Consider the following 25,738-nt stretch of genomic DNA (forward strand, 5'->3'; position numbering starts at 1 on the left):
CTAGGCCACTGAGCCAACGCGCGAAGGTGGGAGTCTCATGGGACCTGGGCAGGTCGAAGGAACGAAGGTCGACGACGGACCCGGCCCGGCGGGGCCGTTGTCCGGAGTGCTGGTGGTGGACCTGTCCCGGGCGCTGGCCGGGCCGCACGCGACGATGATGCTGGGCGACCTCGGTGCTCGCGTGGTGAAGGTGGAGGCGCCGGGCCGCGGCGACGACACCCGGGGCTGGGGGCCGCCGTTCGTCGAGCCCGACGGGGGAGGGGAGCGGGAGTCGACGTACTTCCTCTCCGCCAACCGCAACAAGGAGTCCATCGCCCTGGACCTCAAGGACGACGCCGACCGCGCGGTCCTCCTGGAGCTGATCGACCGCGCCGACGTGCTGGTCGAGAACTTCCGGACCGGTGTGCTCGAGCGCCTCGGCCTGGGACTCGACACGCTGCTGGAGCGCAACCCGCGTCTGGTCGCGCTGTCGATCACCGGGTTCGGCCACGACGGGCCGGAAGGAGGTCGCGCCGGCTACGACCAGATCGCGCAGGGGGAGGCGGGACTGATGTCCCTCACGGGCTCCGGTCCCGACGACCCCCAGCGGATGGGCACCCCGATCGCCGACCTCCTGGCCGGCATGTACGGCGCCTACGGCGTGCTGGCGGCGCTCCACGAGCGCCAGCGCACCGGCGTCGGGCAGATCGTGCGCACCTCGCTGCTGTCCGCGGCGGTGGGTGTCCATGCCTTCCAGGGCACGCGGTGGACGGTGGCCGGAGAGGTCGGCCGCGCGCAGGGCAACCACCATCCGTCGATCTCCCCCTACGGCCTGTTCCGCTGCGCCGACGGCGCGGTGCAGATCGCGGTCGGCTCGGAGCCGCTCTGGGCGCGCCTGGGTGACGCCTTCGGCATCGACACCGCGCTGGAGGGCTTCGCCACCAACGCGGAGCGGGTCGCCCGCCGCGAGGAGACGATCGCCCTGGTGGAGAAGGTGTTCGCGGCCTGGGAGGCCGAACCGCTGCTCGCCAAGCTGGCCGAGGCCGGCGTACCCGCGGGGAAGGTCCGCACCCTCGACGAGGTCTACGCCTGGGACCAGACGGCGAGCCAGGGTCTGCTGCTCGATGTCGAGCACGCCACGCTCGGAAGGCTGACCCTGCCCGGACCGCCGCTGCGCTTCTTCGCGGCCGACGGCGTCGAGCGGACGCCCGACGGGCACCGGGCACCCCCGACCCTCGACCAGCACGGCGCCACAGTGCGCGCCTGGGTGGGGGAGGAGTCGTGAGTGGTCGGCTGGGCGCGCGTGAGCTGATCGACCTGGTGCTGGACGCCGGCACGCAGGTGTCGTGGGACCGGCCGATCGACCTGTCCGGCGTCGCACCGGACTACCGCGCGGAGCTCGAGGCGGCGGCGGCGAAGGCCGGCACCGACGAGTCGGTCATCACCGGGCGCGGCCTGGTCCGGGGCAGGCCGGTGGCGGTCGTCGTCAACGAGTTCCGCTTCCTCGCCGGCTCGATCGGCCGCGCGGCAGCCGCACGGATCGTGGCCGCCGTACGCCGCGCGACGGCCGAGGGGCTGCCGCTGCTCGCGGCGACCGCGTCGGGCGGGACCCGGATGCAGGAGGGCACGCCAGCCTTCCTGCAGATGGTGGAGATCTCACGCGCCCTCATGGAGCACCGTGCGGCGGGCCTGCCCTACCTCGTCTACCTGCGCCACCCGACGACCGGCGGCGTGTTCGCGTCCTGGGGATCGCTCGCCCACGTGACCGTGGCGGAGCCGGGGGCGCTGGTCGGCTTCCTCGGACCGAAGGTGTACGAGGCGCTCCACGGCTCGCCCTTCCCGGCGGGGGTCCAGACGGCGGAGAACCTCGCTGCCCACGGTGTGATCGACGCCGTGGTCCCGGTCGCGGACCTCCCGGAGCTGGTCGACCGGGCCCTCGGCGTACTGGTCGACCCGCCCGTGCCGCCGAGCCTGCCGCGTCGGCTCGGGGACGTCACCGACCGCGACGCCTGGGAGTGCATCACCAGCACCCGGGCCGAGGGTCGCGCCGGCGTGCGTGACCTGCTGCGGCACGGTGGCTCGGGCACCCTCCGTCTCAACGGCACCGACGGGGGAGAGCGGGACGAGTCGGTGCTCATCGCCTTGACCCGACTCGACGGGCAGCCGTGCGTCGTCGTCGGCCAGGACCGGTCGCGACAGGACGGGCAGAACCTGCTCGGGCCGTCGGCCCTCCGGCAGGCCCGGCGGGGGATGAGGCTGGCCGAGGAGCTGCGCCTGCCGCTGGTGACGGTCGTCGACACCCCTGGCGCGGAGCTGTCGCAGCGCGCCGAGGAGGGCGCGATGGCGGGCGAGATCGCCCGCTGCATCGCGGCGCTGACCACCCTGTCGGTCCCGACCGTGTCGGTGCTGCTCGGCCAGGGATGCGGCGGAGGAGCGCTGGCCCTGTTGCCCGCCCGCACCGTCGTGGCCGCCGAGCGCTCGTGGCTCTCGCCGCTCCCGCCGGAGGGTGCGAGCGTGATCGTCCACGGGGACGTGTCCCACGCCGCCGACATGGCGCGGCGGCAGGGCGTGCGAGCCATCGACATGCAGGCGAGCGGCGCCGTCCACGTGCTGGTGCCCGAGGCCGACGCGGAGACCCCTGCCGACCTCGCGATCGCGGTGGCGGCAGCGTGCGGTGAGGCGCTCGCCGCCGCCACGGCCGGCTCGGTCCGCTGACGCCGCTCGGGACGGCTCAGCCGTAGCGGCCGGGGCAGCCGGCTCGCCGGGTCAGGTGGCGATATCGAGTGTCAGGTCGCTGTCGGACCGGGCCGCGGCGCGGGCGCGGTTCTCGGCCCGGCGCTCCACGAAGCTGGCCGCCTGCGTGTCGAGGCCCTCGAGGAAGGCAGCGAGGTCGTCGCGGGCCTGCTCGCCGACGGCGCCGAGGTTGGTGCGCTCGAAGATGTCCCAGTGCCGCAGGATCGGCATGATCACGTCGTCGTGGTGCAGCCTCAGGTCGTAGATGCCCGCCTTGGCGATGATCATCGAGTTGCGCCGGAAGCCGGCCATCGTCGCGCCGGGCATCTCGAAGCCGATGACCTCGTCGGCGATCGCGCGCATGGTCTCGTCGGGTGCGATCTCCAAGGCCGCGGCCACGATGTTGCGGTAGAAGACCATGTGCAGGTTCTCGTCCTTGGAGATCCTGGCGAGCATCCGGTCCGCGACGGGGTCGTTGGTGACCTTGCCGGTGTTGCGGTGCGAGACGCGGGTGGCGAGCTCCTGGAAGGATACGTACGTCACCGCCTCCAGCGGCGTCTTGTCGCCGGAGTCGTAGCCGGACGTCATGTAGTCCATCCGGGCGCGCTCGAGCTCGACCGGGTCCACGCCGCGGGTCACCACGAGGTAGTCGCGCATGGCGATGCCGTGCCGGTTCTCCTCGGCGGTCCAGCGCCCGACCCAGGTGCCCCAGGCGCCGTCGCGACCGAACCGCGTCGCGATCTCGCGGTGGTACGACGGCAGGTTGTCCTCGGTCAGCAGGTTGGTGATCATCGCCGCCTTGGCGGTCTCGGAGAGCCGGGACTGCTCGGGAGCCCAGTCCTCGCCGCCCAGGAACGCGAAGTCGCGGCCCTCGCTCCACGGGATGTAGTCGTGCGGGTGCCACTCCTGCGCCAGCCCCAGGTGGCGGTCGAGGTTCTCCGCGACGACCGGCTCCAGGGCCTCCAGCAGATGGTTCGCAGTGCTCACTGACACTCCCTCTCTCGACTGCTGGTGAGCGTACGCCTCGCCGGAAGGCCGGGCATTCCGCTCGGCTCCGCAGCCGTGAGGAATTGCCGGATTCGAGGCGGGTCGGCGAGCTCGTCGTTTGTGACGGTCACGGTCGACGGTCCAGACTTCCGCCGGGACTCGGTACGCGGTTCGTTTCAGTGGGATGCAGGTCTCGCCGCTCCAGCCGCTGCTGGACCCGGCACGCTGGAGACGGGCGGCCTGGGGCGCGGTGCCCTATCCTCGGAGCAAAGCCGGCGCGGGCGCGCGCGGCGAGGAGCAGGCAACGTGGTGGAGGAGAGTCGAATGGCGAGTTCCCCTGGACAGGTCAACTCGGGTGACGGTACGGCCTACGGACGCCTTGCGGAGTTCCTGCGCCAACAGATCGTGGCCGGGGTGTTGAAGCCGAACGACCGCCTGCCGGCCGAGCCCGAGCTCTCGGACGCCTACCAGGTCAGCCGGAACACCGCCCGGGAGGCGCTTCGCGTGTTGGCGAGTCAAGGATTCGTGACCTCCAAGCGCGGCACGTCGGGGGGAACGTTCGTGGCCCATCCGTCGACCGATCAGCTGGGAGCCCAGCTCGGCGTCGGGTTGGGGCTTCTCGCTGAGTCGGAGGCGATTCCGCTGGAGAAGCTCATCGAAGCACGCGAGATGCTGGAGGTCCCTGCTGCGGAGATCGCCGCGATGAGACGAACCGACGAGGAGCTCGCCGAGCTGCAGCGATGCCTCGACGACACCAGCCCGGTGGCCCCCGATGGCACGTACGAGCACAACCGGGCATTTCACGGTGTCCTGCTTCGCGCGACCCACAATCCGGTGATTGAGGTCATTGCGGAGCCGGTCTTCGAAGTCCTCCACCGCCGCATGGATCGAGAGTCCCTGTCCTCCGAGACGCACCAGTGGGTCAACGACGAACACCGGGAGATCGCCCAGGCCATCGAGGCGCGCGACCCCCTTGCAGCACGTGAGGCCACCCGGGCGCATCTGCGCAGCCTCCGGCGGTTGTACAGCACGATCGACAAGCGCGCGACGCGCGACACGTAGTGACCGTTGACACATCTAACCTCCGAGGTTAGATTCTCCCCGGCTGGCGCCACCCGTAGGCGCCGACACCGAGGAGGCCCGATGAACGTAGGGATCGATCACCGCCAAAGGCGTGGGAACGCGCGCCGGACACAGCGCCGGCTCCGCCGGCTCAGCGCTGCCGTCCTGAGTCTCGTGCTGTGCGGCACGGCCGTGGCCTGCGGCTCGGCCGATGACGCCGGCGGCAGCGACAAGGTCCTGACGATCGGTCTTCCGAGTGGGCCGGTCAGTCTCGACCCGTCGAAGGACAGCGTGACCTTCGGCAACATCCGGCCGCTGACCAACGAGTTCCTGCTCCACCAGGCCGCCGACGGGTCGATCCAGCCGGGCCTGGCCTCGTCGTGGCGGTATGTGGACGAGGCCTACAAGGTGTTCGAGCTCACCCTGCGTGAGGGCGCGACGTTCTCGGACGGGTCGCCGGTCGACGCCGAGGCGGTGAGCACCTGGTTGGAGTACTTCTCGAAGGGTGCTGGAGCGTTCACCGCGTTGATGGGGACCATCGACGCCGTCGAGGCCGTCGATGCCCTCACGGTGCGGCTCACGCTGGCCGAGTCCAACCCTCTCATCCCCTATCTGCTCTCGGAGAGCGCCAACTGGGGAGCCGTCTCCTCGCCGAAGGCGGTGGCCAGTCCCGATGTTCTGCGGACCGAAACCGTCGGGGCAGGCCCCTACATGCTCGACCCTGACCAGTCGATCAGCGACAAGAAGTACGTCCTGGTGCCGAATCCGCACTACGACAAGCCGGATGCCGTGAAGTGGGACCGGGTCGTCGTCGACATCATCCCGGATGCGAACGCCCGGCTCCAGGCACAGAGCACCGGTCAGATCGACGTTGCCTGGGGAGACCTCACGACGGTGGCCGCGGCGGAGAAGAGCGGGCTCGAGGTGGTGGGCCTGCCGACCGGAACCGGCGGCCTCATCTTCGCCGATCGAGCCGGCGACGGACCCGTTGGAGATGTTCGGGTCCGTCAGGCCTTGAACTATGCGATCGACAGGGAAGCCATCACCGAGGGACTGGTCGGCGAGAACGGCGAGCCCACGTCGCAGCTGTTCGCCACCGACGTCGAATCCTCACTGCGCGACCACTACGGCTATGACGTCGAGCGTGCGAAGAGCCTCCTTGCGCAGGCGGGATACGGAGATGGCTTCACCGTCGAGGTCCTGACGTATGGCGGATACGGCGTGAGCGGCACGCCGCTTGCCCAAGCGATCGCGTCGTACTGGTCGAAGGTGGGCGTCAATGCCAAGATCACGACCGCGCCGACGGCTGCCGAGTATGCGGAGAAGCGGTCGACCAAGCAGTATCCGATCGTCTTCTACTCGGTGCCCACCGGCCCGATGGGTGCTGGGTACAGGATGGCGCTCGCGCCCACCGGCGGGCTCAACCCGTTCGGGGCCACCGACGCCACGATGACCGCCATCTTCGAGCGCGCCTCCCGCACCAACGATGCCCAGGTGTGGAATGAGCTGAGTCAGCGCACGGTCACCGAAGCCGTCTTCGTGCCGGTCTTCAACGCGCTGAGAGTCTTCTACTACGTCTCCGACGGAGTCGCGGGTGTGGAGTTGACCGAGGGGCGGCCGGAGTACAGCTGGGCCACCGAGTGGTCGCCGAGGTGAGCACCGCAACCGACACGAAACGCGGTGCGGCGCAGGTCCCCGATGCCGCCGATCGGCGCCCCGGACGGTCAGGTCGGCGCATCGTGGGAAATCCGATCGGCATCATCGTCACGCGGCTGCTGGGCGCGATCCCGCTCCTGCTGGCGGTCACCGCACTGACCTTCGTGCTCATCGCGCTCGCTCCGGGCGACGTCGCCCAAGCGATCCTAGGCCCCGACGCGACGCCTGCGGCATACGACGAGCTGCGCGAGCAGCTGGGCCTCAACCTGCCACTCCATGAGCAGTACTGGGGTTGGCTGACCGGAGTACTGCACGGCGACGTCGGGACGTCCCTCTACAACGGGGAATCCGTGTCGCACGCCATCACTCAGCGGCTCCCCGTGACGCTCTCCTTGATGGTGGGGGCGCTGATCGTCAGCCTGGTCGTCGGTGTGGCTCTGGGGATGGCCAGCGCGGTGCGTCGGGGTGTCTTCGGGCGAGCGATCGACATGTTCGCTCTGATCGGGTTCGCCGTTCCATCCTTCTGGCTGGGTGCGCAGCTGATCGTCCTCTTCGCGGTTCAACTCGGGTGGCTTCCCGCGACGGGCTACGTGCCACTCGGCCTCGACTCGGGCGAGTGGGCGAAATCTCTGGTCCTGCCTGTGGCGGCCCTCGCTTTCGGCGGCATCGCTGCGCTCGCCAAGCAGTCGAGAGATGCGTTCCTCGACGCGTTGGCCCAGCCGTTCGTCAGTGTCGCGCTCGCCAACGGCGTGAGCATCGGCTCGATCCTGTTCCGGCACGTGCTCAAGGTGGCCTCGCTCCGCATCACCACGATCCTGGGTCTTCAGGCGCTGACCCTCCTCGGCGGGACGGTGGTCGTGGAGAACGTCTTCTCCCTGCCCGGACTGGGGACGTTGGCCTCCAACGCGACCAGCCGCGGCGACGTTCCCATGATCCAAGGGATCGTCCTCTACTACGCGTTCATGGTGGTAGCGGTGAACCTTCTGGTCGACATCGTCTATGCCTGGCTCAATCCACGGGTGAGGGCAGCATGATCGCGGCATTGCGCCGCCCAGCGGGTGCCCTGTGCCTGACCTACATCCTCGTGCTGACGGTCATCGCGGTCCTCGCGCCGATCCTTCTCCCCGATGTGGCCATGCAGCAGGCCGGTGACCTTCGGATCACCAACGCACCGCCCAGCTCCAGCCATCCCCTCGGAACCGACACCCTCGGACGGGACGTGCTGGACAAGCTGCTGGTCGGCACCCGCGTCACCTTGGTGGGCCTGGTCATCGCCGTCTCCTGCGCGTTGGCGATCGGCGTTCCGCTCGGCCTCCTGGCCGGCTACACCAGGGGGGGTGTGGATCGCGTGGTCGGCTGGATCGCCGACCTCGCCTTCGCCATGCCCACCATCATCATCGTCTTCGTCGTCCTGACCATCTTCCCCCACAACATGGTCGCCGCGATGATCACGCTGGGCCTCCTGCTCTCGCCGACCCTCATCCGCGTCGTGCGCTCGGCAACGCTGGTCGTACGTGAGGAGCTGTACATCGATGCGGCCAAGGCCGCCGGTCTGTCGGCCCCTTACATCCTGAGCAGGCACGTCCTTCCGAGGATCCTGGGGCCGATCATCGTCCAGGCTTCGCTCGTGTGCGGCGTCGCGCTCATCGTGCAGACCGCATTGGCGTTCCTCGAGCTGGTGGTTCCCAACCCGCAGCCCAGCTGGGGCGGAATGATCGCGGACGGACTCCGGGTCCTGCAGACCAACGCATGGCTCGTCATCCCGCCAGGCCTGACGGTCACGGTTACCATCCTCGTCTTCGGCCTGCTGGGCGACGTGATCAGGGACACCTCGTCCGCGGCGTGGTCACCCGCGCCGCAGCTGATGCCCAAGCAGCGCGGAGACCTCGGCTCGTCTGCTCGGAGCACCGAGGAGACGGAAGGCTCCGCCCTGCTGTCCGTGCGGTCGCTGGCAGTGACGCTGCCGCGCGAGGGCGTACCCGTCCGGGTCCTGCACGACGTGTCGTTCTCCCTCGACGAGGGAGAGGTGGTTGCGCTTGTCGGCGAGTCCGGTTGTGGCAAGACCATGACGGCGCGGTCCATCGTCGGGCTGCTCCCGTCGGGCGGAGAGGTGACTCACGGCGCCGTCGTCTACCGTGGCCGGGACCTTGCGGCCTTGTCGCGCAAGCAGCGCCATGCGCTTCGCGGAAAGGCTATCGCCTGGGTCTCGCAGGAGCCCATGGTCAGCCTCACGCCCGTCTTCCGAGTCGGTTGGCAGATCGCCGAAGGAGTGCGGCGACACCAAGGGACCTCTCGGACTGAGGCCTGGCGTAGGGCGGTCGACCTGTTGGGCGAGGTCGGATTGTCCGATCCCGAGGCCGTCGCCCGCCGGTACCCGCACGAACTGTCCGGTGGCATGGCGCAGAGAGTGTCCATCGCTCGAGCACTCGCGGGCGACCCGGACGTGCTCATCGCCGACGAGCCGACGACGGCTCTCGACGTCACGCTCCAGGCGGAGATCCTCGCGCTTCTGCGACGGCTCCAGGAGCAGCGTGGGATGGCGCTCCTGCTGGTGACCCATGACTGGGGGGTCGTGGCGGACATCGCCGACCGCGTCGTCGTGATGTACGCCGGTGAGGTCGTCGAGAGGGCGGACGTCGACGACATCTTCGAATCGCCGTGCCATCCCTACACGCGCGGATTGATCGCCTCGGACCCGCACCACGACCCGGACGCCGAACGCCTGCCCTTCATCCGTGGTGTGGTGCCCCGTCCCGAGGACTGGCCGGCCGGCTGTCACTTCAGCGACCGATGCGACTTCAGCATCGCGGCGTGCACCGACCGCACGGTTCCGCTCCTGCACCTGACCGACCATCGCGAGGCGCGGTGCATTCGCACGGACATCTTCGAGGAGGCCCCGGCATGACGACAGACGCTCCTATCCTGCCCACCGTCGACCCCCTCCTCTCCGTCCGCGACCTCGAGGTCAACTACGGCCGTGGTCGCCAGGCAACCCCGGCGGTGCGCGGAGTGAGCTTCGACCTCCAGCCCGGTGAGACCCTTGGGCTGGTGGGGGAGTCGGGCTCCGGCAAGTCCACGATCGCGCGCGCGGTCCTCGGCTTGACGCCGGTGTCCGCAGGACGGGTGAGCTTCCTGGGGCGAGATCTGACCTCGGTGCCCGCCAGGAGGCGTGGCCTTCTGACCCGCGACCTTCAAGTCGTCTTCCAGGATCCCTACAGCTCACTGAACCCCACAAGAACCATCGGGCAGTCGCTGGCGGAGATGCTGCGCGCGGGCGGCGAAGGGGCGGGGACGGCCTTGAGCCGGGAGCGCATCGCGGAGATGCTCGAGCGAGTGGGCCTGCCGGCGGATGCGGCGCGGCGGTATCCGGCGGCCTTCAGCGGGGGGCAGCGCCAGCGCATCGCGATCGCACGCGCTCTGATGACCCAGCCCCGGCTCGTTGTCTGTGATGAAGCGGTGAGCGCTCTCGACGTCTCGGTCCAGGCGCAGGTGCTCAACCTGTTGCGTGAGCTGCAGCGCGACTTCAACATGGCGTATCTCTTCATCGCTCACGACCTGCCCGTGGTGCGGAACGTGTCGCACCGGATCGCAGTCATCCACCGGGGAAGGTTCGTCGAACAGGGCCCGGCGCGGGAGGTGTACGAGCGACCCCGTGACCCGTACACCCAGAAGCTCCTCAGCTCGGTACCCATCCCCAATGCGCGACTCCAACGGTCGCGTCGCGCAACTTCTCCAGCCGCGCGAACGAGCTCGATGCCCGAGCCCGCGGCAGCCGACGGTGCCGCGTCACCCGCCGCGACCACCGACTAGAGACCACCATCACCACCGAGACATGCTCATAGGAAAGGACAGTGGACTGTGCAGACAAAGGCTGGCTGGCAGGGACGATTCTTCGAGGACTTCGAGGTCGGGGACCACTATCGCCACCCCCTCGGCCGCACCATCACGCAGACCGACAACACCTGGTTCACCTTGTTGACTCAGAACACCGCGGAGATGCACTTCAACCAGGTGGTGGGGGAAGCCTCCGACTTCGGTCGATCCCTGGTCAACTCCACGCTGACGCTGGCGGTGGTGGCAGGTCAGAGCGTGATCGACACCTCCTATCAGGCGATCGCCAACCTGGGTTGGGACGGCATCAAGCTGAAGAACCCGGTGTTCGCCGGCGACACGATCTGGTCGGAGTCGATCGTGCTGGACGTGCGCGAGTCGAACAGCCGACCGCACGCCGGGATCGTCACGGTCCGTACCCGTGGCCTGAAGCAGACCGGCGCGGAGGTGCTGTCCTACGTTCGCACGTTCATGGTGAAGAAGCGCGCCGCCGCGACGGTCACCTCGTTCCCGGAGCCACTCGAGCCGTTCGCCTCGGAGCCTGCCGCTGGGGCCACCGCATGATGATGCCCTTGGCAGATGTTCGTATCCTCGCGGTCGAGCAGTATGGAGCGGGGCCGTTCGGGTCGCTGCAGCTGGCAGATCTCGGAGCCGACGTCATCAAGATCGAGAATCCGAACGACGGCGGAGACGTCGGCCGCTATGTACCGCCTTTCGCCGAAGGCGAGGACTCCCTCTTCTTCGAGTCCCTGAACAGAGGGAAACGCAGCGTCAGCTTGGATATCAAGGCTGAAGCCGGGCGCGCGATCTTCGAGCGGTTGGTGGCCGACGCCGATGCCGTGTACTTCAACCTGCGTGGTGACGTTCCGAAGAAGCTGGGCATCACCTACGACCAGCTTGCCCACATCAACCCCGCAATCGTGTGCTGCTCGCTGAGCGGCTTCGGCATGTCCGGGCCACGTCACGCCGAGCCCGGCTACGACTACGTCCTGCAGGGACTTGCCGGATGGATGTCGCTCACGGGTGAACCCGACGGTCCGCCGACGAAATCGGGTCTCTCCCTGGTCGACTTGTCGGGCGGTCTGGTGGCGGCCCTCTCGCTCCTGGCGGCCGTGCACGCAGCCAGGAGGGACGGTCGGGGCATGGACTGTGACGTGAGCCTCTACGACACCTCGATGAGCATGCTCTCCTACCTTGCGACCTGGCACCTGTCAGCGGGGTACGACCCACAGCGGATGGCACGGTCGGCGCACCCCTCCCTGGTGCCCTTCCAACTCTTCCCCACCCGCGACGGTTGGATCGTTGCGGGATGTGCGAAGGAGAAGTTCTGGCAGCGCCTCGCCATCGCGATCGGCAGACCGGGGCTTGCGACTGACCCACGCTTCGAGTCGTTCGAGAAGCGGTTCGCGCACCGGGAGGCTCTGCAGGGGATCCTGGACGAGGTGTTGCGGGCCCAGACCACCGAGCACTGGATTCGGATCCTCCGTGAGGCGGGCGTCCCGAGCGGTCCGGTCCACGACGTCCCACAGGCGCTGGACGATCCGCACACGCATGCTCGCGACCTCCTCATCTCGACAAACCATCCCCGACTCGGCGACGTTCGCCACGTGCGCTCCGCCGTGCGTGCCGGAACTGCGGAGCAGGAGTATCAGCGCGCACCTCGGCGCGGGGAGCACGGCCCGGATGTGCTCCACGATCTCGGGATGAGCGAGAGTGACATCGCAGAGGCTGTGGCAGCGGGGGCTTTCGGCGACCCGGACCGGAGTCTGACGACCGCCTCGACAGGCAAGGCAGATCGGTGAGCGCCGTCACCGCCAGGTCGATGCTCTTCGTCCCGGGAGCCCGCCCCGACCGCTTCGAGAAGGCATCCGCCAGCGGAGCCGACGAGATCGTGCTCGATCTCGAGGACGGCGTGGCGGCGAAGGACAAGGAGACCGCCCGGCAATGCGTCGCCGACTGGATCGCATCCGGGGGGCGGGGAGTGGTGCGTATCAATCCGCCGGGAACCGATGCGTACGCCGACGATATCGCGACGTTCGCCCAGGCGATCGGCGTCGGCATCATGTTGCCCAAGGCGACGGCGCAATCGACGGCAGCGGTCGCACGACTCCTCCGACCGGACAACCTCCTGCTCCCCATCATCGAGTCGGCGCAAGGAGTGTTCGAAGCAGTCGATATCTGCTCGACTCCCGGTGTGAAGCGCGTGGCCTTCGGAAACGGTGATCTCGCGGCGGACGTCGGTCTCAGCCACGACAACTGGCCCGGCCTTCAATGGGCACGCTCCACGCTCGTCTTCGCCTCCGCGGCCGCCGGTATCGCAGCTCCCGTCGACGGAGTCGTCACGAAGATCAAGGACGAGACGCTGTTGGCCGAGGAGTGCCGCAGCGGGCGATCTCTCGGTTTCAGCGGCAAGCTCAGCATTCATCCGGACCAGGTCGCCGTGATCAACAGTCACTATTCTCCGAATGCGGCGGAGCTGGAGTGGGCTCAGCGTTTGCTCACGCAGACGGCGAATGGCGGCGCGTCGTCCGTCGACGGCGAGATGGTCGACGACGCGATCCTGCGGCGTGCTCGCCATATCGCGACATTACATGTGAGCCTGGAAGGCAGCGAATAGTGGATCCTCAGCCTGACGTCTCGGATGATGCGGGCTATCCGGTGAGATTTCCGGATGTGCAATTCTCGCCGTCCGGGTCGGCCCTCGTCATCATTGACATGCAGAGATACTTTCTCGATCCCACTGGGCCGCTCGGTGTCTATTTTCGACACCACTTCTCGACCCTGGCCGAAGACTTCTATCGCACGATTCGGGAGTCCTTGATCCCCAATCTCATGCAGGTCCTCGAGGCATATCGTGCCGCCCGGCACCCCGTTGTGCATGTCACAACGGGTGCCCAAGGAGACGGCAGGAGAGAGCTGCTTCCCTACATGCGCAGCAGGTTCGCGGAAGAACGGGATCCGTCGCCGAGCGTCAACGGCGGACTGGTCTGCTCATCGAAGTGGCACGAGATCGTCCCGGAGCTGAGCCCGCAGCCCGGTGAGATCGTCCTCAACAAGGTCACTCGAAGCGCCTTCACCTCGACGGGGCTCGATAGTGTCCTGCGAAACATGGGGGTCGAGCAGCTCCTCGTCGGAGGTGTCGCAAGCGACGCTTGCGTCCACATCTCGGCACTTGACGCCAGCGACCACGGCTACTGGACGTTCCTCTTGGAGGATGCCACTGCGGCCTTCGACGCGCGTACGCACCGCTTGGCGGTGGAGAGCTTCCAGCGTCTCTGGGGGGTGGTGCTGACAAGCCGTGAGGCGACTGCCGCATTGCGGCGCGCGGTCTGACGGATTCCGGTAGGTGCTCGGGCGATGGCCTCGGGCGAGCCGACTCTGTTCGGAAGGGAGACCCCGGTAGCGTCCGGGGGTGGCCAGTCCTCGCCGTTCCGGTGCTCGTCGACGCAGCGGGTCCTCGCGCCGGGGCGGGGCGCGGCAGTCGCAGCGGCCGTTGCCGTTCGTCGGGCCGGGGGAGCGGCTGTGGGTGCTCGACGTCCCCTACGGGACGCAGGTCGACGGCGCCACCTGGCACCCGGCCGTCAAGACCCACCTGTACGTCGGCCGCACGCTCCCCGCACACCTGCAGCCCTACGCGCCGGGCCCGTACACCCTTGGTCGGTTCATCGAGACCACCCTCAACCCCGACGATCCGACACCGAACCCCGAGCCGACCGATGCGCTGGAGCCGCGCAGGATCCAGTTCGAAGCGGCCGACGCGATCGCGGCGCGCGCGGAGGCGGGCGGACGACTGTTCCTGCTGGCCGACGAGCCCGGTGTGGGCAAGACGATCTCCGCGGTCCTCGGGGCGACGGCGGTGGGCAGCCTGCGGGGTGCGCGACGGGTGCTCGTCGTGGCCGACCGGCCGGCCGCGATCACGATCGGCCACTGGTGTCGGACGATCGCGGCGCTGGGCGATGGCGGTCTGGAGTGGGTGGTGATCACGTGGGACCGGCTGGAGAAGGTCAAGGACCACACGTGGGACGTGATCATCGCCGACGAGGCCCACGCGCTGCGGCGTACGACGACGAAGCGGTGGAAGCTCTGGGCCCGGATCTCCGGTCACGCCAAGCCGCACGACAAGGCGCCGTTCGTCATCGCGACGACCGCGACGCCCGGACACACGCCGCTCGAGCTGCCCTACCTCGCTCCGGCCTATGCGCAGGTGCTCGGCGAGTCGATGCGGGAGTGGACGTCGGCGACGCAGCCCGGTGCCTTGTTCGCCCAGGCGCTGGAGCGGCACGGCGTCGGGGTGGAGCAGGGACGCTACGGCGCGACGTGGACCGCCGACCCGGCGCGGCGTGCCGCGGACCTCAAGCTGGTGCGCGGCTGGCTCGACGAGGAGCGGCCCCCGGCGATGCTGCACCGGGCCGCGCCCTGGGGGCCGGTGCCGATCTCCGGGATGCCGGTGGCGCTCACGCCGGCGGAGCGGACCGCGTACGAGGCCGAGTGGGGGGAGTTCTGTCGTGAGATGGACATCGCCCGCCGCGGCCGCAATGTCGCGAAGGGCCGCGCCGCGCTGCTGCGCTTCCGGCAGAAGGCCGGGCTGATCCGGGTCGACTCGACGGTGGACTGGATCGCCCAGCAGGTCCAGGCCGAGCGGCAGGTGGCGTGCTCGGTCGAGTTCGTCGCCATCGCCGCCGACCCGATCGCCGACCGGCTGCGCGACTCCGGCATCGAGGTCGCCACGATCTACGGCCGCGACCGGTTCGATCCCGAGGCCGAGCGGCTCCGGTTCCAGACCGGGCAGGCGAAGGTCTGCGTCTTCACCACGGTCGCCTCGATCAGCCTGCACGCCGGCGAGACCCTCGCCGACGGCAACCGGGCGAGCACCGAGCCGCGGGTCGGCGTCTTCCACCAGGCGCGCTTCTCCGGCATCGCGGGCCGGCAGGTGACCGGCCGCACCCACCGCGACCACCAGGTCTCGCCGTGGCACATCGCCTACGCCGAGGGCACCGTCGAGGAGCAGGTCGGGAAGGTGATGGTGGAGCGGATCGCCGCGGCCTCCGACACGGTCGGCAGCGACACCACTGGGCTCGCGGACCTCGCCCAGCTCCTCGGAGCCGACTGGCTGCCTCCCGCCTCGCTGACCGAGGACGGTTCCTGAGCGGGCTCGGCTGCGGCTGGGGTTGTGGGCAGCGCTCGTCAGGTGATGTGTGTCGGCAGAGCTGTCTATGCCGCTGCCTGGGTCAGCCGAGGTACTCCCGCAGGTAGGACCGGAGCGGGTCGTCGACGACGTACAGGTAGGTCCCACGGATCCCGCGCGTCAGCAGCACGGCATAGATGTTGAGCACGAAGTCGAGGAGCTCCTGCTGGGTGAGCTTCTGGCCGGGGTTGTTCTGCATGCCCTTCTTGTCGAAGTAGTGCTCGCGGTCGAAGCGGAGCTCGCCCGCGGCTTCGTCGTACCGGAGGTCACGCCCGATGATCACGCCTGCGTAGTTGAGGTCGTAGCCCTGGATCGTGTGGATCGACCCGACCTCGTCGACCGACTTGGGTGAGTCGACCCAGTCGACGACCCGACTGTTCCACCTGAGCTCGACGTCTCCGATGGCGAGGTCGGTGCGCGTCCGGTCCTTCTTGCTCTCCCACGGCCAGGCATATCCGGCGACGACACGGGCGAGTCCCGCCTCGGCGTTGCGGGCGCGGACGTTGGTCAGCATCTCGCCGACGTCGTCGAAGAGTCGTACGTCGTAGTCGCCGAAGTCGATGCGCTGTGACGGTGGCTGAGGGCCGAGGATCTGACGGACGTACTCGACGTAGTCGCCTGACTGGACGCGTAACTGCGAGGTGAGGACGTGTCGACGGGATCGAGCCTCCGCGTCGTCGGCCAGAGCCTTCAGCGTCGACACGCCGAGGTCGGCAGGTCGCACGCGCTGGCGACGATCGATGAGGAAGAGCTGCTGGTGGCTCATCTCGGTGATCCAGTCGAGCTGCGTGTTCGACCGGTCGTCGGTGCCGAAGAGCTTGACATTGATCTCGTGGAACTCACGGTTTTTCTGAGCCGAGGTCTGGTTCGCTCGCTGGTTCAGCCGGTGGGCCTCGTCGACGATGAGCAGGTCCCAGGTGAGCTCGCTCTTTCCCACGTCGAACGGCGAGAGGACCATGCCCGCGTCCAGCCCCGGTGTCCGGGAGAAGACCGCCTGGATCGACTTTCGAAGCGACTGTTGAGGAACGACCAGCCCGATTCGCAGGTCGGAGAGGACGGCTCTGTTGGCGATGGTGAACAGGCCGGTGAGATAGGACTCCGATTCGAGTGGCTCGCCGTCCCAGGCGCCGATGTCTCGAAGCAGCTTCGTCAGGAAGATCGCCACGACGGTCTTGCCGGTGCCCGGGCCACCCTCGATGACCATCGACCCGCTCGGGCCGCCGTTGAGCGCCGAGAGCAGGCCTTCGGTGATGGACACGACCGCGTCGCCCTGGTCGTCCGTCAGCGACTTGAAGGGCGAGAGCTTGTAGAGGTCGGAGTTCTCGATCTCATCGATCGAGGTCGTGAAGAGGCCTTCTGATCGCAGCTTCGCGAAGATCTCCTGGAACCGCTCGCGATAGGTCTCGCGCTGGTAGTAGTTCCCGGTTCCGCTGCTCGCCTGCACGTTGAGGACCTGGTAGCGGCCCTCGCCGGAGAAGAGACCGATCAGGTACGCCTCCAGGTCGAGGCATGCCGACTTGTTGAACGTCGGGTCGACGATGACTCGTGCCTCGCCGAGGTGAGACTTCTTGCCGCCGTCGAGGTGCTGTCGGAGCCGGCCGGCGCCGTCGAGCGACTCGCCGACGTACACCTCCGAGGTGTCGTTGAGGGTGTACACGACCGGCCAGTCGCGGTGGAGCGGGTCACTCTGCGAGAACCGCGCCAGCTCGCTCCTGGCCAGCCCGAACCTCTCAATCCTGAAGCTGGTCATACTTCGCGCTCGTGCCGCGGGCCTTCTCAACCGGGTACTTGGTCCGGGTGGTGTTCAGCTTCTCCAAGACGATCTGGTCGACGTCGAGATCGAGCTTCGCGGCCAGGAGGCGGCAGTAGGTCAGGACATCCGCGAGCTCGCCGGCGACCGTCTCCCGAGGGGGATCCGGCTGCCACTGGAAGCACTCCAGCAGCTCGGCCGCCTCGATGACGATGCTCTTCGCGAGATTTTCCGGGGAGTGGAACTGGTCCCACTCTCGCTCCGTGACGAACTCGCGAAGGGCGGCGTCCACCTCGTCAACCATGGCGCCACCCTAGTGATGGCTGTCTGCGGACGCTGAGGATTGAGCCGTTGCGAGGGACACCAGCACCCATCCGGATAGCCCCCGCGCTGGACTGTTCAGCGGACCCTGGTCCCTGTGCGCGCACCATTCCGGCTCCCCTCTGTTGTCAACCTGCGTTCTGGAGGGCGCCGAGAGGTTGACTCTTCCGAGGTCGTGGCTGCGCGGCGTAGCGTCGAGTCCGCGGGTCCGGGAGTGGGTGGTCCGAAGTGTCGATGTGCGGGGGCAGGTCGACCGCGCTGGATTCTTGAGACGCCCCGCAGTGCCCTCCCGGATCCGCACCAGTGCGCCTGGCATCGGCGACGAGCTGCTTGTAGATCGCGTCAGAGATCCGTCGCTTGAGGCAGCGCAGTGCCTCAGCCGGCTTCTTGCCAGCCGATCTCTTGCGTCGGTAGTAGGCCCGCCCTTCGGTATCCAGACGCAGCTGCGTGACCGCGGCAATGTGGATCATGTGGTTCACCCGCCGGTTCCGGCTCGTGAGAGCCGGTGCCGGTTCTGCTCGCCCGAGGAAGCGTCCAGCGGCGCAGTGCCACGGACGCTGGCCAGCATGGCCTTGGCCTGGCCTGGCCTGAGGTGAGGTCCTTCTTCGCCTGTCCCGGCAGAAGTTCTGCCAGCAACGCCTGGAGTCGGCACACCGTCTGGACGCGGCGTCGGGTGAGTGCTTCACGTCGATCGGTCAGCATCCGCAGGGCTTCGAGTTCGCCATCAACCTTCAGCACCCGCAGATTCGCCGTGCGGACCGCAACCACGGCAACCGAATAGGCATCCAGCGCATCGGTCTTGCGGTTGTGCCCGGTGTCGAAGAGCCGTACCCGGGCGGCGAACTTCGCGGGGACGTCGGCGACGTGCTCACCTGCCTCGAGGAGATGTTGGGCCAGGGGCCGCCTCGCACCGTTGGCTCCCTCGACGGCCCAGACGCGGTCGGGCTCATCCGCTAGTCCCGCCTGTACTCGTTCCGATGTGGACGGCGAGGTGGGCATTTGCTACTACGAGCTGGGCAGTCCCCTCTTGAGCCACGCCTCGTCACGGTGCTCGGCGGGCTGCAAACCGAAAGTGAGCCACACCCATCGACGGGTGAGCAGCCCAAAGAGAGCGAACCCGCCGAGCACCTAGACCGAGTCTGGCCAGACACCGGCCCTACGGGAATCCTCTAGTAGCCCAGAATGACGCATCCACAAGAACGATTGAAGGTCCCAGGCAGGCGCATGGCCGGCCCGTTGCCCCCGGGACATGCCCGTGGTCCGGGCTTTGCGACACCCGAACGTGCACAATCAGAGACGCCGGCGCGGGGCCCGGCGCTCTGGGCAGGAAATCACATGGTCAGCAACGACGGATTCTTCACTGGGCAGAAGCCAGCGGCAGTGCTCAAGCACGCCGTGTTCACCGCCTACGCACACGTGTTCTTCTCAATGCTCGGCAGCCGCCACCACGGCCCCATGTGGCTCGTTGACACCAACGCCGGTCCCGGAAAGTACGAGGCGGATGCCACGGGCGAGCAGGTCAACGGCTCACCGATCGTCGCCCTCGAGCTCGCCCAGACCCAACGGGAGTTCGCTACCCCACGGGAGGTGCACTGCGCCTTCGTTGAAGCGAAGAAGGCCTACGTCGAGGAGCTGAAGGCTAACGTCGCACCGTTTGTCGCCCAGGGCCTGCGTGCCGAAGTCCTCCACGGAAACGTGGCCGACCAGCTCGCAGAAGTCTGGGACATGGTCGGCGACAACCCGGTCCTGACCTTCATCGACCCGTTCGGTGTCGCCGCGGTGTCGAAAGACCAGATGACCGGAACGCTGCTCGACCCAACGCGCAAAGCCTCCTCTGAGGTGCTGGTCAACATCAACATCGAAGCGATCTCCCGGCACGGGGGATACCTGCAGTGGGGTGAGCATCACGAGCCAGAGCTGAAGCCCTCGGTGACGACCGAAGCCGGAGTCGAGCTCTCCGACGCGTTCTTCGGCGGGAGCTGGTGGCGCCGCAAGTTCCTTGAAGGCCGCGACCGGACCAACGACGCCAACCAGGCGGCGATGGAGGTCGTCGACGCCTACCGCGAAATCATCCACGCCGAGACCGGAGCATCTTCTCTCGTCGTCCCCATCCGGCGCACGCCCACCGGGCCCATGCTGTTCCACTTCACGCTCTTCTACCGACACCCCGCCGCGGCGTACAAGTTCGCCGACGCCGCCGCCAAGGGCACGGCGAAGTGGCGCGAGGTGTTCCGCCAGAAGGACCTCGAGGAGCTGCTTGCCCGTGAAGAGGCGCAGCCATCGCTGTTCGGCGCCGAGGACATCCTCGAGTACAACGAACGTGACGCGAAGGCCCGCGAAGCGGAGCTGAAGAACGATGCGGTCGTGCACATCGAGGCGAACCTGACGAGGATGGCCGCCCGGGTCGCCTCCGGTCAGGGCATTCCCATCGGAGGAAACATCGAGACGATCCTGGGAAGTTTCATGTCCTTGGCCGGCCAGTCAGCTCTTCTGAGCGCGTGGGACAACCTGGCCGCAGCCGGTGTCGTTCACACGCGGGACAAGTCCGACTCCAAGAACACCTGGAAGCAACACGTCGTCAAGCAGTGACAACCCGCGCCAGGTCGGGCATCTCCGACCAGACGGCGCCGTCGAGGTCTCGACCGTGAGCCTTCGGAGTTCGTCCGCCCCACTGCTTGTGGAAGAACGGAACCTCGTTCTCGACGCAGTTGTCGCGGATGTCGCGCACCCAATCAGCATCCAGGGGCCTCGCGCGGGGCCCGGACTCACCCCCAGTGATGACCCAGCCGATTCCGGTCAGGTCCAAAGCGTCCAACGGCCCCAGGAGCGGCTCGCAGGACAAGAACCGGACCGCGGCCGGCACGTGCCGCAGATGGTCGACCCGGTTGAGGTGGTCGCTGTTCTCCACGCTCACACCCATCCACAGGTTCTTGGGCCACGCGAGCTTGTCGGCGATCTTCGGAAGCCGTGCTGAACGCTTGGTCAGCACCTGGTAGGTGTGCTGCGGCGTGTCCGCGATGACCGCGAACACGTCGCGGATGAAGTCGACCGGGACTTTCGCGTGGAACAGGTCCGACATCGAGTTCACGAAGACGACCCGCCGCCCGCTCCACCGGTACGGCTGCGCCAGTGCATCGTTGTGCACCGTCAGCGCGAAACCGGGTCCGGAGGTTCGCGGGTCACCGTCGGCCTGGTATCGGGCCGAGCCCATGGCCTTGAGGCGTTTCGCCATGGCAAGCGCGTAGCAGTTGTCGCACCCCGCACTGATGCGGTCGCACCCTGTCGTGGGGTTCCAGGTGACCTCGGTCCACTCGATACCGGTCTTGCGTCGCATGCCTCAGGCTCCCACCGGTCGACGACAGTACGTGATTCGCGTACCGCGTTTCCCGTAATATATCACCCGTGACCGTCGACGTCGAAGAGCTGCGTCGCCTCTCAAAGGCGGCGTTCGGCCAGGCATACCGCCTGGAGGTGATGCTGTTCGTTGCCGAGTCGGACGGTTTCGTCACCCAGACCGAGATCGCCCGGGGCCTGGACCTGCCGGTGTCGAACATCCAGGCGCCGGTACGCAGCCTCATCGACTGCGGGCTCCTCATCGCCCTGCCGAAGTCCGACAACCGCAGCCGGTTCCTGGCGCGGACCGACTCGCCAGCGTGGGAGTGGGCCCGGAGCTTGCGCGAACTCGCTCAGGTCAGCACGTCCGCACGTTGACCCGGCCAGCTCGTCGGGCAGGCTGAACCGTATGGCGGGTCGGCATGTCTGACAGTTCGGTGCGGGCGGTCAGGCGACAGGGCTCGTTGATTTTCGGATGAGCCTTGCCTCAAGTTGCTTGCGTCCAGGACGTCCGATACGTCTAGCCGCGACAGGCGACGTGAAACCGTCGACCTACCCCGATCGCCTCGGGTCGCCTCGGTCGCCTCGGCGATCCTTGCTCGGCGGGCGCTGCTGCCTCCCGCAATCGAGACCTTCCCCGGGCCCGAGAAGTCACCCACAAGAGGCGCGCGACGGCGTGACCTGCCCTGGACCGCAAGCGGGACGCCCTTTGCTTGCCTGCTGGATGTGTGGCTAGCGCCAGCGCGACGGCAGCGAGTCACGCGCCTGCAGTCCTCCCGGCCTGAGGGACTCGGCCGGTCCAGTCAGGCGATGTCGACTTTGTGAAACGAAGTACAACCTCTGCTGCTGTTCCCGTAAAGTGGCCACTTCCCGGCGTGTTTCGCACCACGTCGTTCCGTGAGCGGTCGCACGGCCGCTCCAAATATGCTGGCTGGGCATGCCCAGACATGGAGCTTCAGTGACCGTCACCGCCGAAACGGCTGCGCCCGCCCGGGTGGAGCGGTGGATCCTGCCCAAGCTGCTGACCCGCACCGAGGTTGAGAAGTGGCTGGCCGAACTGCCACTGGACCTTGATGAGGTCATCTTCCATATCAGCGGCGACGGGTGCCGTCCCGGTCCGGGCGGAACCGAGAGTTTGCAGTCCGCCATCTGTTTGCTTCACCGGCGCGGTGTGCGGACCAAGCTGTCGTTCCCTCCGACCACTTTCAGTGACCGTTCGCGCGTCGAGGCGCTTAGTACTGCTGAGTCCGAGAGCGCCGGAACCCAAGCCGAGCGAACTCTTGCGTACCGGCTGCCTGGCCTTGTCCTTGCGCAGTTGTGCGAACCGGCTGATGCGAACTCGGCCGCGGTGATGGTCAAGGAACGCCAGATCGTCACCGTTGAGACGAACAAGCACCTGTTCGGTCACGGCACCTCGCGTGCCATCGCCGTCATCGGTGCCAACGATCACCGAACTCATCTGCGGGCCAATGCTCAAGACCGGCAGAACCAGCTTGAAAGCCGCATCTTGCGGATGCTGGGCACCGAGAACTATCACCCTGCGCGTGACAACCCGCTGATGGAGGAGCTCGTCGAGTTCGTCTACCAGGCCACCGAGAACACCTTCGACCACGGCCGTAAGACCTTCGACGGGCACACAATCCAACAGGTCCGGCTGGCCGGGTTCAGTCGCCACATTGTCGGTACCGGCGTGAACGCCGTCGCCTTGGAGCGGCACTTCCCCGACCCCAGCTCCCACCTTCACGAGTACGTGAAGCGTGCACAGAAGCGCTTCGCGCACGAGGGGCATGACCCCAAACGGTTCCACTTGTGGTCGGTCAGCGTCGCCGACGGAGGGGTCGGCATCGCCGCAAAGATGCACAAGGGCCTCGACATCTTCGACCGTGACCTGGCTGAAGAGTTCAAGGCTGTTCAGGATGGGGTGCTTCCCGACGGTACGACCAAGCCTATGGGGCAGCCTGGACGTGGGCGCGGCTTGGTCAAGATGATGCGCGCCACCCAAAGGCTCGGCGGGTTCTTCGAGATCCGCACGGGGCGTCTCTCGCTGTGGAGGACTTACCTCAACGAGGACGGCAGCAGCGAGGAGAACCTCGACTTCGACCACCCCGCGAGCCCAGCGTTCACCCTTCGCGGAGAGAACGAAGCACACGTCGGTGTCGCAGGAACGGTCGTGTCCGTGCTGTTCCCCGCGTTCGACCTCGGCCCGAATAGCCGTCCGGCGCGGGGCCGCGGTTGAGGCTCTCGGTTGCGGATCTGGACAGCAGCGACGACGATCCGCAATCGTTCCGCATCGCATGCCCTGGTGGCCTCACCGACGAGACCGGCAGCATCCTTTACATCCCGCTGCCGGCCGCCCAGCGCATGCGCGGTATCGACGACGTCATCGCCGCTCTGCCCGCCTGGAGCCTGGTCAATCACCTGACCGTCATCGGGGTGCACCCGTGGCGCCGCGACGCGCTCGACAGCGACGCCTTGGGCGACATCGCCAGCCGCGTGTCCGGCGCCCCGCTGTACGTGCTGTGCCACGACGCCGACGGCAACCCCGCCCTCGAGCACGTCCGCGGCGAGAAGATCGAAGGGCTCAACGAGGCAGACCTGATCGCCGAGCTGCGCCACGCCGACGTGAACTCGGTTCTCATGACCGATGGTGCGCATCTGCCGCACACCGCGAAGCTGCACTACCAGGGTCCGAACGGTCACCACTATGGTGCGCTGTTGCGCCCAGGGTTCGCGCTCACTACAAACAACCGGCTTGACCGCATTGCGTTCTGGCTGGCCAAGGACGTCCGTGACCGGACCAACATCGTGGTTGACCACTGGTCGATGATCGCCCTGGCACATCATGTTGCCGCGTACGCCGCCCGCACCTTCAAGACCAACCCCGAACCATTCATCGAGGCGGTCTCGGGTTACGAGAGCCGCGAGACTCTCGCGCCTCGGCTGCGTCGCGTGTTCCCGCAGCCGACCCAAGGCCAAGCGATGTTCCTGCTCTCGATCAATAGCTCGGGCGCGATGGCCCACGAAGTGGTCCTGCCTGCACTCGAGGAGGCCGCCCAGCGGGGGGCGACCGCTGTCGCACTGGCGACCTCCTCCGCCGAGGGTGACCGCGACGTGCCGGCGCTCGCGGTCCTGGACGAGCAGTTCCGCCGCCACCCTGCCGACGCCTGCCCCAGATGTGCGGACGACACCACCGTCATCCCCATCCAGAAGAACACCTACCTAATGAAGCTCGCGGCGTACACGGAGCTCTCCGCGATCACCGCCAAGGACGCTGAACGGTCCCGCGACGTCGTTGAGGCGTACGCCGCATCGGGGGCGTTCTCGTTGCACCGGGACTACGACGAGGCTGGCGAGGAGCGTCACCACGCGTTCTACGTCGACCTTCTCCCGATGCTGAGTACTGACCGGTTCAACGAGCGGCTGCGCAGCGCCGTTGAGAGCCTGGAGCACATCAACCCGCAGGTCATCATCTGCCCGCCCAGCCAGGCCGCCCAGGAGCTGGCAGCAAAGGTCGCGGACCTGATCGGCCTGCCGGCGCCGATCGTGTCCGACGAGCGCGGACTCTCGACGCTGCCTCCCGAACAAAGTGAACTGCTCTGTGCTGATGTCGACATCCTTCTCGTCGACGATGTCGTCATCACCGGCCGCCGCATTGAGGCCTTCCGTCAGGAGCTCATCAGGCTGCGCCGGTCCCGCGACCTTCCCAGCGAGTTCAACCTCGGCTGTCTCGTCGGCGTCGCGAGGGCACGCGACCCCCGTGCCTTGAAGGGGTGCATGGACTTCGTTCACCACCGACAGGCCAACAAGACGTTCGCAGCAGTCGAGACGCTTTTCCTGCCTAACTGGAATGAGCGCAAGTGCCCCTGGTGCCGGGAACTTCAGGCGCTCACAGCGCTGACCGGGCCAAGTCGAGACCTTCCTGTCGTTGAGACCAGGGTCGCTCAGCTCTTCGAACGCGACGGTCTGGCCGAGCCGTTCTTCAACGTCAGCGGCGATGACGAGGCGGCATCCGGGGCAGGCGTGCCCGGCGATGAGCTGGCCTGGCAGAAGCTCAGCGAAGAGGAGAAGAGCACCAAGGGTTATGCGAAACGATTCTGGGAGCTCAACCCTGGGTCGGTGTTCGGCGATGTTCAAGGCGTCAACCTGGTCATCAGCATCGCGGCAGCCGTTCAGAAGCTCCGGTTCAAGTACGACTACGACCAGGCGCCCGTCGAGCCCGGACTCGACGCACGGTTCCGGTCCCCGATTGCGAAGGTGCTGGACCCTTCGTTGTACATGTTCGGCCGCTTCTACGAGCCCGTCTTGTTGGCCAGCATCCTGAGGGTGTGCAACCCGTGGGACCTCAGCAGCCCTGAAGTTGACGACGACCTAGTCGAAGGCGTCGAACAGCACCTGAACTACCTGTCATCGGGGGAGTACCTGATGGGCGAGGCCATCATCCTCGGCCGGCTGGAGCGGCTTCCTGCACGTGCAGTCAAGGCACTTCCCGAGGCTGGCACCCACCTCGCTGAACTCGCGAGCGCCCTGCTGCCCTAGCCTATCGCGCGCCACTCCGCCGCGTCTGCCTATGTGGGTTGACCTCGCTTACCCGCGATAGGCGGGTTACCGCCCTACTCGTGCCGTCACATGGTGGACACGGCCCAGGTTCCGCCGACCTTTGAACGTTCGGCCTCGTGGTTCGCCTCTAGGTCGAGTACCTCGGCGAGCGTTGCATCGTCACCGACCGGATGGCCGATCAGCCGGATTGCGAGATGCGACAGCACGGCGATTGACGGCTGCCGCCGATCGACGGCACGTGGACCCCAACCGCGCCCGAAGGTTGAAGGCTGAAGGCTGAGTCGCCACCCGCGGATCAACCCATGGCGTGCCACCGCGGGATCGGCAGGCGGAACCGGCCTCCG

Annotated in this window: 21 protein-coding genes; 16 read left to right on the forward strand and 5 right to left on the reverse strand. The window is 67.6% G+C overall.

Features of this window, described 5'->3' with window-relative positions; genetic code table 11:
- Nucleotides 1–37 precede the first annotated feature (37 nt).
- Nucleotides 38–1,264, forward strand: a complete 1,227-nt coding sequence (locus KVF89_RS29560; protein ID WP_257430783.1) for a CaiB/BaiF CoA transferase family protein — start codon at nt 38–40, stop codon at nt 1,262–1,264.
- Complete coding sequence (locus KVF89_RS29565) at nt 1,261–2,694, forward strand: carboxyl transferase domain-containing protein (RefSeq protein ID WP_257430785.1); 1,434 nt, start codon at nt 1,261–1,263, stop codon at nt 2,692–2,694. Before KVF89_RS29560 ends, KVF89_RS29565 begins: the two co-directional genes overlap by 4 nt.
- Nucleotides 2,695–2,745: 51 nt before the next feature.
- On the opposite strand, the gene KVF89_RS29570 is transcribed toward KVF89_RS29565, so the two are convergent.
- Nucleotides 2,746–3,699, reverse strand: coding sequence for an acyl-ACP desaturase (locus tag KVF89_RS29570; protein ID WP_257430787.1), 954 nt, complete (start codon nt 3,697–3,699; stop codon nt 2,746–2,748).
- A 306-nt stretch (nt 3,700–4,005) separates the two neighbouring features.
- On the opposite strand from KVF89_RS29570, the gene KVF89_RS29575 reads away from it, so the two are divergent.
- From KVF89_RS29575 to KVF89_RS29620, 10 genes are all read left to right on the forward strand, one after another.
- Nucleotides 4,006–4,761 (forward strand): FadR/GntR family transcriptional regulator, encoded by a 756-nt coding sequence (locus tag KVF89_RS29575; protein WP_257430789.1) that lies wholly within the window; start codon nt 4,006–4,008, stop codon nt 4,759–4,761.
- Between the two features lie 81 nt (nt 4,762–4,842).
- On the forward strand, nt 4,843–6,417 hold the full coding sequence (locus KVF89_RS29580) for an ABC transporter substrate-binding protein (protein ID WP_257430791.1): 1,575 nt from the start codon (nt 4,843–4,845) through the stop codon (nt 6,415–6,417).
- Entirely contained in the window at nt 6,414–7,451 is a 1,038-nt protein-coding gene (locus tag KVF89_RS29585; protein ID WP_257430793.1) for an ABC transporter permease, read from the forward strand. The genes KVF89_RS29580 and KVF89_RS29585 overlap by 4 nt, the downstream gene beginning before the upstream one ends.
- Nucleotides 7,448–9,322, forward strand: coding sequence for a dipeptide/oligopeptide/nickel ABC transporter permease/ATP-binding protein (locus tag KVF89_RS29590; RefSeq protein ID WP_257430795.1), 1,875 nt, complete (start codon nt 7,448–7,450; stop codon nt 9,320–9,322). The genes KVF89_RS29585 and KVF89_RS29590 overlap by 4 nt, the downstream gene beginning before the upstream one ends.
- A 104-nt stretch (nt 9,323–9,426) precedes the next feature.
- A complete protein-coding gene (locus KVF89_RS29595; RefSeq protein ID WP_257430797.1) occupies nt 9,427–10,227 on the forward strand; it encodes an ATP-binding cassette domain-containing protein in 801 nt (266 codons plus the stop codon).
- 48 nt (nt 10,228–10,275) lie between these two features.
- Nucleotides 10,276–10,812 (forward strand): MaoC family dehydratase, encoded by a 537-nt coding sequence (locus KVF89_RS29600; RefSeq protein ID WP_257430799.1) that lies wholly within the window; start codon nt 10,276–10,278, stop codon nt 10,810–10,812.
- Nucleotides 10,809–12,050: a CaiB/BaiF CoA transferase family protein gene (locus KVF89_RS29605; RefSeq protein WP_257430801.1), complete on the forward strand. Its 1,242-nt coding sequence runs from the start codon at nt 10,809–10,811 to the stop codon at nt 12,048–12,050. Before KVF89_RS29600 ends, KVF89_RS29605 begins: the two co-directional genes overlap by 4 nt.
- Nucleotides 12,047–12,865 carry an HpcH/HpaI aldolase/citrate lyase family protein gene (locus KVF89_RS29610; RefSeq protein ID WP_257430803.1) on the forward strand — a complete coding sequence of 273 codons (819 nt, stop codon included), beginning with the start codon at nt 12,047–12,049 and terminating at the stop codon, nt 12,863–12,865. The genes KVF89_RS29605 and KVF89_RS29610 overlap by 4 nt, the downstream gene beginning before the upstream one ends.
- Nucleotides 12,865–13,581, forward strand: a complete 717-nt coding sequence (locus KVF89_RS29615) for a cysteine hydrolase family protein (RefSeq protein WP_257430804.1) — start codon at nt 12,865–12,867, stop codon at nt 13,579–13,581. The genes KVF89_RS29610 and KVF89_RS29615 overlap by 1 nt, the downstream gene beginning before the upstream one ends.
- A 79-nt stretch (nt 13,582–13,660) precedes the next feature.
- Entirely contained in the window at nt 13,661–15,394 is a 1,734-nt protein-coding gene (locus KVF89_RS29620; RefSeq protein ID WP_257430806.1) for a DEAD/DEAH box helicase, read from the forward strand.
- An 82-nt stretch (nt 15,395–15,476) separates the two neighbouring features.
- On the opposite strand, the gene KVF89_RS29625 is transcribed toward KVF89_RS29620, so the two are convergent.
- The 3 genes from KVF89_RS29625 to KVF89_RS30680 all read right to left on the reverse strand — a co-directional run bounded on the left by KVF89_RS29625 (nt 15,477) and on the right by KVF89_RS30680 (nt 18,503).
- Entirely contained in the window at nt 15,477–17,183 is a 1,707-nt protein-coding gene (locus KVF89_RS29625) for a DNA/RNA helicase domain-containing protein (protein WP_257430808.1), read from the reverse strand.
- On the reverse strand, nt 17,164–17,487 hold the full coding sequence (locus tag KVF89_RS29630; RefSeq protein WP_257430810.1) for a nucleotide pyrophosphohydrolase: 324 nt from the start codon (nt 17,485–17,487) through the stop codon (nt 17,164–17,166). Before KVF89_RS29630 ends, KVF89_RS29625 begins: the two co-directional genes overlap by 20 nt.
- A gap of 392 nt (nt 17,488–17,879) precedes the next feature.
- Nucleotides 17,880–18,503, reverse strand: a complete 624-nt coding sequence (locus KVF89_RS30680) for an IS110 family transposase (protein WP_273475608.1) — start codon at nt 18,501–18,503, stop codon at nt 17,880–17,882.
- A 336-nt stretch (nt 18,504–18,839) separates the two neighbouring features.
- Here KVF89_RS30680 and tcmP point away from each other — a divergent pair, with 336 nt between their 5' ends.
- On the forward strand, nt 18,840–20,093 hold the full coding sequence (gene tcmP, locus KVF89_RS29635; RefSeq protein WP_257430811.1) for a three-Cys-motif partner protein TcmP: 1,254 nt from the start codon (nt 18,840–18,842) through the stop codon (nt 20,091–20,093).
- Here the strand turns inward: tcmP and KVF89_RS29640 are convergent.
- The gene (locus tag KVF89_RS29640; protein WP_257430812.1) at nt 20,083–20,838 is read right to left on the reverse strand and encodes a DUF5131 family protein; all 756 of its coding nucleotides are present in this window, start codon (nt 20,836–20,838) and stop codon (nt 20,083–20,085) included. The genes tcmP and KVF89_RS29640 overlap by 11 nt on opposite strands.
- A 68-nt stretch (nt 20,839–20,906) precedes the next feature.
- Here KVF89_RS29640 and KVF89_RS29645 point away from each other — a divergent pair, with 68 nt between their 5' ends.
- The 3 genes from KVF89_RS29645 to KVF89_RS29655 all read left to right on the forward strand — a co-directional run bounded on the left by KVF89_RS29645 (nt 20,907) and on the right by KVF89_RS29655 (nt 25,373).
- A complete protein-coding gene (locus KVF89_RS29645) occupies nt 20,907–21,215 on the forward strand; it encodes a MarR family transcriptional regulator (RefSeq protein WP_257430814.1) in 309 nt (102 codons plus the stop codon).
- 580 nt (nt 21,216–21,795) lie between these two features.
- Entirely contained in the window at nt 21,796–23,073 is a 1,278-nt protein-coding gene (locus KVF89_RS29650) for a hypothetical protein (RefSeq protein WP_257430816.1), read from the forward strand.
- The gene (locus KVF89_RS29655) at nt 23,070–25,373 is read left to right on the forward strand and encodes a phosphoribosyltransferase (protein WP_257430818.1); all 2,304 of its coding nucleotides are present in this window, start codon (nt 23,070–23,072) and stop codon (nt 25,371–25,373) included. Before KVF89_RS29650 ends, KVF89_RS29655 begins: the two co-directional genes overlap by 4 nt.
- The last annotated feature ends 365 nt before the right edge of the window (nt 25,374–25,738 follow it).

Source organism: Nocardioides carbamazepini (genome assembly GCF_024614185.1).
Classification (GTDB): Bacteria; Actinomycetota; Actinomycetes; order Propionibacteriales; family Nocardioidaceae; genus Nocardioides; species Nocardioides carbamazepini.

Coding starts and splice junctions, on each gene's coding strand:
- KVF89_RS29630 (WP_257430810.1), bottom strand. CDS start 17,487: ATGGTTGACGAGGTGGACGCCGCCCTTCGCGAGTTCGTCACGGAGCGA.
- KVF89_RS30680 (WP_273475608.1), bottom strand. CDS start 18,503: ATGCCCACCTCGCCGTCCACATCGGAACGAGTACAGGCGGGACTAGCG.
- KVF89_RS29580 (WP_257430791.1), top strand. CDS start 4,843: ATGAACGTAGGGATCGATCACCGCCAAAGGCGTGGGAACGCGCGCCGG.
- KVF89_RS29625 (WP_257430808.1), bottom strand. CDS start 17,183: ATGACCAGCTTCAGGATTGAGAGGTTCGGGCTGGCCAGGAGCGAGCTG.
- KVF89_RS29640 (WP_257430812.1), bottom strand. CDS start 20,838: ATGCGACGCAAGACCGGTATCGAGTGGACCGAGGTCACCTGGAACCCC.
- KVF89_RS29560 (WP_257430783.1), top strand. CDS start 38: ATGGGACCTGGGCAGGTCGAAGGAACGAAGGTCGACGACGGACCCGGC.
- tcmP (WP_257430811.1), top strand. CDS start 18,840: ATGGTCAGCAACGACGGATTCTTCACTGGGCAGAAGCCAGCGGCAGTG.
- KVF89_RS29590 (WP_257430795.1), top strand. CDS start 7,448: ATGATCGCGGCATTGCGCCGCCCAGCGGGTGCCCTGTGCCTGACCTAC.
- KVF89_RS29605 (WP_257430801.1), top strand. CDS start 10,809: ATGATGATGCCCTTGGCAGATGTTCGTATCCTCGCGGTCGAGCAGTAT.